Source organism: Pseudoxanthobacter sp. (assembly GCF_036822375.1).
Taxonomy (GTDB): domain Bacteria; phylum Pseudomonadota; class Alphaproteobacteria; order Rhizobiales; family Segnochrobactraceae; genus Pseudoxanthobacter.
In genome coordinates this window covers 1-8440 of the sequence record NZ_DAISHT010000012.1, presented here as the reverse complement: position 1 = coordinate 8440, position 8440 = coordinate 1, and the positions used below count along the sequence as shown (strand labels likewise).

Annotated in this window: 10 protein-coding genes; 1 reads left to right on the top strand and 9 read right to left on the bottom strand. The window is 66.9% G+C overall.

What is annotated here, in order from left to right:
• The 9 genes from ureE to V7067_RS02660 form a co-directional block, all read right to left on the bottom strand.
• Positions 1 to 590: urease accessory protein UreE (ureE, locus tag V7067_RS02700; protein WP_334174334.1), on the bottom strand; the 590-nt coding region annotated here is incomplete at its 3' end.
• Positions 591 to 939: 349 nt separating this feature from the next.
• Positions 940 to 2658, bottom strand: coding sequence for an urease subunit alpha (locus V7067_RS02695; RefSeq protein ID WP_334174333.1), 1719 nt, complete (start codon positions 2656 to 2658; stop codon positions 940 to 942).
• A gap of 36 nt (positions 2659 to 2694) precedes the next feature.
• Entirely contained in the window at positions 2695 to 3105 is a 411-nt protein-coding gene (ureB, locus tag V7067_RS02690) for an urease subunit beta (RefSeq protein ID WP_334174332.1), read from the bottom strand.
• Positions 3106 to 3121: 16 nt separating this feature from the next.
• Positions 3122 to 3424, bottom strand: coding sequence for an urease subunit gamma (locus V7067_RS02685; protein WP_334174331.1), 303 nt, complete (start codon positions 3422 to 3424; stop codon positions 3122 to 3124).
• A gap of 264 nt (positions 3425 to 3688) precedes the next feature.
• Entirely contained in the window at positions 3689 to 4396 is a 708-nt protein-coding gene (locus V7067_RS02680; protein ID WP_334174330.1) for an ABC transporter ATP-binding protein, read from the bottom strand.
• Positions 4393 to 5103: a cobalt ECF transporter T component CbiQ gene (gene cbiQ, locus V7067_RS02675; RefSeq protein ID WP_334174329.1), complete on the bottom strand. Its 711-nt coding sequence runs from the start codon at positions 5101 to 5103 to the stop codon at positions 4393 to 4395. Before cbiQ ends, V7067_RS02680 begins: the two co-directional genes overlap by 4 nt.
• The gene (locus V7067_RS02670) at positions 5103 to 5684 is read right to left on the bottom strand and encodes a cobalamin biosynthesis protein CbiL (RefSeq protein ID WP_334174328.1); all 582 of its coding nucleotides are present in this window, start codon (positions 5682 to 5684) and stop codon (positions 5103 to 5105) included. The genes cbiQ and V7067_RS02670 overlap by 1 nt, the downstream gene beginning before the upstream one ends.
• Positions 5681 to 6295, bottom strand: a complete 615-nt coding sequence (cbiM, locus tag V7067_RS02665) for a cobalt transporter CbiM (RefSeq protein WP_334174327.1) — start codon at positions 6293 to 6295, stop codon at positions 5681 to 5683. The genes V7067_RS02670 and cbiM overlap by 4 nt, the downstream gene beginning before the upstream one ends.
• A 10-nt stretch (positions 6296 to 6305) precedes the next feature.
• On the bottom strand, positions 6306 to 7085 hold the full coding sequence (locus V7067_RS02660; RefSeq protein ID WP_334174326.1) for a DUF4198 domain-containing protein: 780 nt from the start codon (positions 7083 to 7085) through the stop codon (positions 6306 to 6308).
• Positions 7086 to 7534: 449 nt separating this feature from the next.
• Between V7067_RS02660 and V7067_RS02655 the strand changes: the two genes are divergently transcribed.
• Positions 7535 to 8419, top strand: a complete 885-nt coding sequence (locus tag V7067_RS02655; RefSeq protein ID WP_334174325.1) for a LysR family transcriptional regulator — start codon at positions 7535 to 7537, stop codon at positions 8417 to 8419.
• The last annotated feature ends 21 nt before the right edge of the window (positions 8420 to 8440 follow it).

Here is an 8440-nt window from a genome sequence, read left to right as displayed (position 1 = left end):
TCGTGACCGTGCTCATGGCTGTGAGCGGCCCCGTGATCGCCGTGATGGTGATGCGGCGTGGCATCGGCGCCGGCGAACAGCATCCGCGTTTCCCGGGCATCGAGCTTCGCGGCAATTTCCTCGCCCGGCGCGAAACGGGTCTTCACATGCTGGAAGGCATGGGTCCGCATGACCGAGGCCATCACCTTCTGATCGACCGACAGCGGCACATAGACCGTCGTGCCCTTGATCACCGCCGGCCAGTGCTGGTTGCCGAGGCCATGGCCGAGTTCGAAGCAGGTGCGCAGAATTTCGGCCGGCGCGAGGCGCTCGATGCCGTCCATCTCGATGACGAGCACTTCCTTCAGCGCGATGCGGGCGGCAACGATGACCGACGAGGCCGGATCGTAATAAAGCACGTCGCCGTCGTGCAGGTGCTCGGAGCGCGGCAGCGCGATGGCCAGTTCCACGCCGCCCTCGCTCGCCTTGCGCAGGCGGTTCTTGGGCGCTTCCCACTGCTCCAGCACCAGCGGATCGACCACGCCCGTGCCGGCCCGCTCCTGCCAGAGCGGATCGCGAAGATTGCCGAGTATGCTCTCGACGAGAATCATGTGTCCCTCCGAAACAATCCGGATTTGAGAAGCCCCGGCGCCACGGACGGCACAGGCGCGACGGGCCCCGGCGCCGTCATCGCGAAGCCGTTACCGTGGATGGACGCCGCAACAAGACCGACCGGGAAAAGGGCGCCGCAGCGGAAAATCCGCCTCGCGCCCCGAACCGGGAACAATGCGGGCCGGAAACAAGGCGACCGGAACGACGCGCGTCTTCCGCCGATGGCGGGCCCCTTGCGGCGCATGCCGGTGCCACGCCGGCCGCTGCGGCAAAAGCCGCACCGGACGAACGCGACGCGACGGAAGGCCGGAGGGGGTATGCGCCCCCTCCGGCCGGTCTGTGCCCGCGTCAGCTGAAGAAGTAGAGCTGGCTCAGCGGAACGCGCTTGGCCGGCTCGATCGTGGCGTGCTTGCCGTCGACCGTCACGGCGAAGGTCTCCGGATTGACCTCGATCGCAGGCATGGCCGAATTGCGGACCATCGAGCTCTTGCTGATCGTGCGGGTGCCATAGACCGGCATGACCTGCGACTTCAGCTCGTAGCGATCGACGATGCCGTTCTCGAACGCGGCGTGCGAGGTGAAGGTCACGCGGGTCTTCGCCAGCGCCGAACCCATCGCCCCGAACATCGGCCGGTAGATCACCGGCTGCGGCGTCGGCAGCGACGCGTTCGGATCGCCCATCAGCGACCACGAGATCATGCCGCCCTTGATCACCATCTTCGGCTTGGCACCGAAGAACGCCGGCTCCCAGAGCACCAGATCGGCCATCTTGCCGACTTCGACCGAGCCGATCACATGGCCCACGCCCTGCGCGATGGCGGGGTTGATCGTGACCTTGGCGACGAAACGCAGCACGCGCTGGTTGTCGTTACCCGAGGTATCGCCCGCATAGGCGCCTGCACGCTGCTTCATCAGGTCGGCGGTCTGGATGGTGCGCATCCAGTTTTCGCCGACACGGCCCATGGCCTGACTGTCGCTCGACAGGATCGAGATCGCGCCGAGGTCGTGCAGCACGTTCTCCGCGGCGATCGTTTCGGCGCGGACGCGGCTTTCCGCGAACGCGACGTCCGTCGGGATCTTCGGCGACAGATTGTGACAGATCATCGTCATGTCGAACAATTCGGCCTGCGAGTTGATCCCGTAAGGCAGGGTCGGATTGGTCGAGCTGGGGATGACGTTGGAAAGTGCCGCCACGCGGATGATGTCCGGGGCGTGTCCGCCGCCGGCGCCTTCCGTGTGGTAGGTGTGGATGGTGCGCCCCTCAAAGGCGGCAATCGTGTTCTCCACGAAGCCGGCCTCGTTCAGGGTGTCGGTGTGAATGCAGACCTGAACGTCATAATTGTCGGCCACGGTCAGCGCATTGCGGATCGCGCCCGGGGTCGAACCCCAGTCCTCATGGATCTTGAAACCCATGGCGCCGGCATTCACCTGCTCGATCAGCGGCACCGGCGCCGAGCCGTTGCCCTTGCCGAGCACGCCGGCATTGACCGGCCAGCTGTCGAACGCGCGGAGCATCATCTCGATGTTCCACGTGCCGGGGGTGATGGTGGTGCCGTTGGTGCCGTCGCTGGGGCCGATGCCACCGCCGAACAGAGTGGTCACGCCGTTGGAAAGCGCGGCCTCCGCCTGCTGCGGCGAGATGAAGTGCACATGGGCGTCGATGCCGCCGGCCGTCAGGATGAGGTGCTCGCCGGAGATCGCATCCGTGCCCGGTCCGAGCGCGAGCGTGGGCGTGACGCCCGACATGATGGAGGGGTTGCCGGCCTTGCCGATGCCGCAGACCACGCCGTTCTTGATACCAACGTCGGCCTTGATCACGCCCTGAATGGCGTCGACAATGGTGACATTGGTAATGACGAGGTCCGGCGCGCCCGCGGCGCTGGTCAGCTCGTTGTCATAGCCCATGCCGTCGCGCAGCGTCTTGCCGCCGCCGTAGACCGCCTCTTCGCCGTAGATCCGCAGATCTTTCTCGATCTCGATATAGAGGTCGGTGTCACCAAGGCGAATCTTGTCGCCCGTGGTGGGGCCGAACAGGTCTGAATATTGCTGCCTCGAGATCTTTGCCATCTCAGAGCTCCGTTCCCAAATTGTCGAGGTGGCGTACTAGGCTTTGTTCTTGAACCCGTAACGATTGACGCGCTCGAGCGCATCCGTCAGGCGCGGGCGATAATCGCTGTAGTTCTCATCCCCGACCCAGCCGTCGACGAGGCTGTTGAAGCCCAGCACGCGCTGCTTGCCCTGATAGGGGACGAGGACGACTTCCTTCTCGTCGCCCGGCTCGAAGCGCAGCGCCGTGGTGGCGGGAATGTTGAGCCGCTTTCCGAACGCCTGCTCGCGATCGAATTCGAGGGAGGCATTCACCTCGAAAAAGTGGAAATGCGATCCGACCTGAATCGGACGGTCGCCGGTGTTGCGCACCTTCAGCGTCGTGGTGGGATAACCGGCGTTGATCTCGATATCGCCGTCGGCAAGCACGAGGCCGCCAACCGGAGCCTTCAACTGATCTGAGCTCATCATGATCCCCGTCGGTCTACTTGATCGGATTGTGAACGGTGACAAGGCGGCTGCCGTCCTGGAACACGGCCTCGACCTGGACATAAGGGATCATCTCGGGAACCCCCTCCATGACGTCGTCGCGCGTGATCGTCTTGCTGGCGAGTTCCATGACCTCTTCAACGGTCTTGCCCGCGCGCGCGCCTTCGAGCGCTGCGACAGAGATGAGCGAAACCGTCTCGGGGTGGTTGAGCTTCAGCCCCTCATCCTTCCGCTTCTGCGCGATCTGGGCAAGCATGTATATCAGCAGCTTGTCGATTTCCCTGGGCGTGAAATGCATGGAAGACTTCCTCGTCGCATGTGACCCCTCCGGTCATGCCGGGCGGCATGCCGTTTCGATCTGCAGGATCGCGCTTGTTTGTAACAGCAATCCTCTTGCACGCACCAGCGCCATGCGAGTGGATCGCAAAATATCGTGATCAGAAATAAATGATCGCCGGACTGATTGTGGCAGCCCATAAATGGTGCGGCCAACGGGTGTTCACGCCGGCGGATCTTGATGCTGCCCCGGAGGGAGCATCCGCCCCCCTTGCACGCCGCAGCCTCAGTCCGGCTTCGGATGAACGTGGCGGTGGCGGTGAACGTGGGCATGTTCGTGGACCTCGGCCGCCAGCACCCGCCCCTGCTGCACCACCACGGCGCGGGTCGCGAGATCGGCGACGAACCCGGCGTCATGGGACACCAGCAGCATGGCGCCGCCGAACGTCTCCAGCGCCTGCCGGAGCCGGACGCCGTTTTCCGCATCGACGCCGTTGGTCGGCTCGTCGAGCATCAGCACATCCGGCTCCATGGCCAGCAGACCGGCGAGGCACACGAGGCGCTTCTCGCCGCCGGAGAGGCGATGGCTGATGCGCGGCGCGAGATGGCCGATGCCCAGGCGCTCCAGTGCCGTCAGGCTGCGGGCGGCGGCCTCGGCCGGCGTGCAGCCGATATTGAGCGGGCCGAAGGACACATCCTCGATCACCGTCGGGCAGAACAACTGGTCGTCGCTGTCCTGAAAGAGAAACCCGATCCGCGGCCGGGCCTTGCGGAACTGCCGTTCCGTCGTGCACAGCGCGCCGAACAGACGGATGCTGCCGCCGCCGGCGCGCTCCAGACCGACGATGCTGCGCAGCAGCGTCGTCTTGCCGGCGCCGTTGGGACCGATCAGCGCCAGCCGCTCGCCCGGCTGCAGCGTGAGGTCGACCCCGGTCAGCACCGTCGCTCCCGCGCGGGTCAGGGTGAGATCGCGAAGCTCAATCAGGGCTGTCATAGCCGGTCGACCACCAGAGCGAGGAGGCCCGTGCCGGAGATAACGGCAAAGGCGATCCAGTCGCGATGTTGCGGGGCGGAAAGGGCGGCGTAGGGAAAGCGGCCCGCATAGCCGCGGCAGAGCATGGCCTCCTCGACACGCTCTGCGCGGTCGAGCGCGCGGACGAGGATCATCCCGACGAGATTGCCGTAGCTGCGCCATGTGTGGCGCGTCGAGCGGGGGCGAAATCCGCGCGCACGCATGGAATCGGTGAGCCGGCGGACCTCGTCGCGGATGAGCGAGACATAGCGGGCCGTCATCACGAACAGGCGGCTGAACCGTTCCGGAACGTACAGGGCGTGGAGCGTTGCGCCGAGCCGGGCCGGATCGAGCCCGCCGAGCAGGGCCGCCAGAAGCAGCACGCAGGCCGAAACCTTGAGCGCGATCAGCGCGGCCCGCGCCAGCCCGGTGCTGCTGACCGCCAGCGGACCGAAGGTGGCGACGGCCGGCCCCGCCACCGTGAAGGGCAGCGTGAGGAAGAGCAGCACCATAAAGCCCTCCACATGCAGCATGCGCCGCCACAGCCGGCGGTCCGGCCGGCTGAAGACCACGAGCAGAACGGCCAGAGGCAGCACCGCCGCAGCCACAGGCAGCGTCCGCAGCTGCGAAACCGCCACGACGGCAAGAACCGCCGCCACGAGACGCAGCCTTGGGTCGGCGGGGGGCATCAGCGCCGCCTCCCGCGGGCCCACAATCCGATCCCGGCCAGACCGATGATGAGGAAGAGGCCGGAGAGGATGTCGGTAAAGCGCAGGCGCGCATCCATGACCTCGATGCGCTCCAGCAGCGGTTCGACCTCTCTCTGCACCGCGGCGGAAACGAGGGCGGCAAGCTGCGCGTCATCCCGCGCGGCGCCAGCGGCGGCGGGGGCAGCGGCAGCTGGGGCGGCTGAGGCCGGGGTGCCGGGCGCGGCGGGTGCCGCGGCCGCGCCTCTGAGGCGGGCGGCCGCCAGCCGCACCGATGCGATATGGGCCTCGTGCGTGTCGACGGTGACGGTCACGTCGCCGGATACGGCGGCTGGCAGATCGAAGGCGAACCGGCCCTGTGCATCGGTGGTGCCGTCGGCAATCCGTGCCCCGGCCGCGTCCTTCGCCACCCAGGCGCTGCCCTCCGGCCGGCCGCCGCCGATGAAGAAGGCATAGCCGCGCACGGCCTGCCCCTCCACCGCGGCGAAGACTTTGAGCTTGTGCGCCGCGGCCGGCGACACGGCGGCGAGCACGATGACGAGGGCGACAGCGAACCGTTTCACGATGCCACCGGCCGCAGCGCATCGGGCTGCACACGAGCGAGGAAGGCCACGATGGCCGCGGTGATGAAGGCCTCGCCGATCATGAGCGGCACATAGGTGGCGATCAGAATGCTCGCCACGGGCGTGTATTCGGAAGAGGACAGGAACAGCGACAGGGCGACGAGGCCGCCGGTGCCGGCCACCGACAGCGCCCCGGCAAGACCGGCCAGCACGGCCCGCGTGGCCGCATGGCGGGTGCCGCGGATGGCCGGGCCGAGCAGCAGGGCACACACGACGCCCGGCAGCGCGATGTTGACCGTGTTGACGCCGAGTGTGGTGAGGCCGCCGAAGCCGAACAGCAGGGCCTGAAGCAGCAGCATGACCAGCACCGCCGGAAAGGCGGCGACGCCGAGCATGATGCCCATGAGCCCGCTGAGCAGCACATGCACGCTGGACGGCCCGACCGGCACCGAGATCAGCGAGCCGACGAACAGCGCGGCCGCGAGGATGCCGGCGCGCGGAATGAGGCGGTCATCAAGCCGGCGCAGGCCCAGCCCGACGCCCGCCAGCGCAACGACGCCGCCCGCAATGAGAACCGGCGCGGAAAGCACGCCGTCGGGAATATGGGCCACGAAGCGCCTCTTACGGTTTGACCGGCATGTCGGTCGCCTGCACCCAGATCAGTCCGCCCTCTTCGACCGGCACGGCCTTGCCCTCCGGCGACCGGCCCGGCTCGTCGCCCTCCACGAGCGCCGCGAAGCCCCACCAGCCGGCGCGCGGCATGGCATAGGAGAAGGTGCCGCTGGCATCGGCCCGCACGACCTGCGTGATGAAGGCATCGTTGGGCGCCGAAACCGCGCCGTTGTTGATGAACTCCACCTCAACCTCGGCAAACGGCACCGGCCTGCCCTGCTTCAGCACCACTCCCGAAAAGAGGTTGCCGGTCCACAGGCCGGTCGGCCGGGTCAGGGGCCGGATTTCCACCGGCAGGCCGACCAGTTCGTCCCATCCCTCGCCGGAGCCATAGCTGTCGACCACCACCTTGGCATAGTGGACGATCAGCTTGTTCTCGGCCGGCTCGAAATAGGGCTGCGGCTCGACATAAAAGATCGCCGCGCCCGGCTCGGACAGGTCGCGCGTCAGCGTCCAGCCGCCGGCATCGCCGGCCGGCTTGGGGACGATCGTGCCGGTGAGGTCGGTCCGCTGGCCGCCGGCCAGCATGCCGACCGCGACCGGCCGCTTCATCTCCATCACCGGGCCGCCCTCGAAGGGATGCGTGAAAATCATGTCGAGCGTGACGGGGCCGCCCTCCGGCAGCACGTCGGCGGAGGGAATGATCTCCTGAAAATGCGCCGCCGCGGGCGCGGCACCGAAAGCCAGACCGGCCGCGCACAACCCGATCGCAGCGAAAAGACCCTTCACGACAAACCCCGCGTATGCATTTTCTATGAGATCATCATACTGAGCGGGTGCAACCGCAGGCAACCCTCCCGGACGGGAATAAGTGGACCGGAATAATCGGGCGGGAATGACGGGCCGGGAATAATGATGGGGCGAGGATGACCGCGTTGCGCTGAACGTCCGCCCCCCCCGCGGGTGCGGGACAGACAGGCCGGCGACCGTGGCCCGGTATCGGTTGCCCGGCATCGGTTGCCCGCTGCACGGGCAGCACCCGGGGGACGCCGCACCAAGAGTTTAGCGGGCGAAGGCTGCGTTTGGAACGACCCGCGACAACAATTGCGTGTGCCGATAAATGGCGCCCGATTCTGACAGACCTGCGATAAGTTGCGGATCGGCGCGGGTAACGCTGGTCAGCCGGCCTTTCGCTGCTAAACAGAGGCCCTGACTGCGGGAAATACACGGACCGGACCATGCAAGAGCGTAGAGACCTCGTCGACACCGACGAACTGCGGGCCTTCGATGCGGTGGCGACACGGCGCAGCTTCAGTCTGGCTGCCGCGGAGATCGGATGCTCCCAGTCGACGATCAGCCAGCGGATCGCCCGTCTGGAAAAGCGCCTCAACCGGCGGCTCATCTACCGCACCACCCGAAAGGTGGACCTCACCCCGGACGGTGAGGCGATGCTGATCTATGCGCGGTCGATCCTCTCCATCTCCGAAGAGGTGCGCCTGCGCCTTGCGCGGCCCGGACTGAAGGGCGTTCTCAAGGTCGGCATCGAAGACGAATTCGCCCGCACCCGCCTGCCGGAAGTCCTCGGCATCTTCCGCCTGCAGTTCCCGGATTTCGGCCTGAAGTTCATCACCGGCCGCAACGAGCATCTGCGCGACGTGCTGCGCTCGCACGAGGTGGATATCATTCTCGGCAAGAGCCTCGCCGAAACCGCCGGCACGGTGCTCTGGCAGGAGCAGATGGTGTGGATCGGGCATCCGTCGCTGCAACTGAAGCCGTCCGATCCCGTGCCCCTCATCTCTTATATGAAGCCGAGCCTGACGCGCACGCTCACCGAGAGCGCGCTCCTGGCCGGCCGCCGCACATGGGTCGATGTGGCCGAGTGCAGCAATCTGCTGGGCGTGCTGGCCGCCGCGCGCTCGGGCCTCGGCGTGATCGCCATCGGGCAGAGCTTCAGACGCACGATCCTTCAGGAAGTGCCGAAAGAGGCCGGCCTGCCGCCCCTCGGCAAACTCACCTACGTCGTCGAAGGCACCTCGGACGACCCCGATTCCATCGCCTCGGCCTTCCACACCGTTCTGAGCGAGGTCGCGAAGCGATCGACGGAAGACGTCCGGCTGGAGTGAGCGCAACCGCCAGCGCCCCGC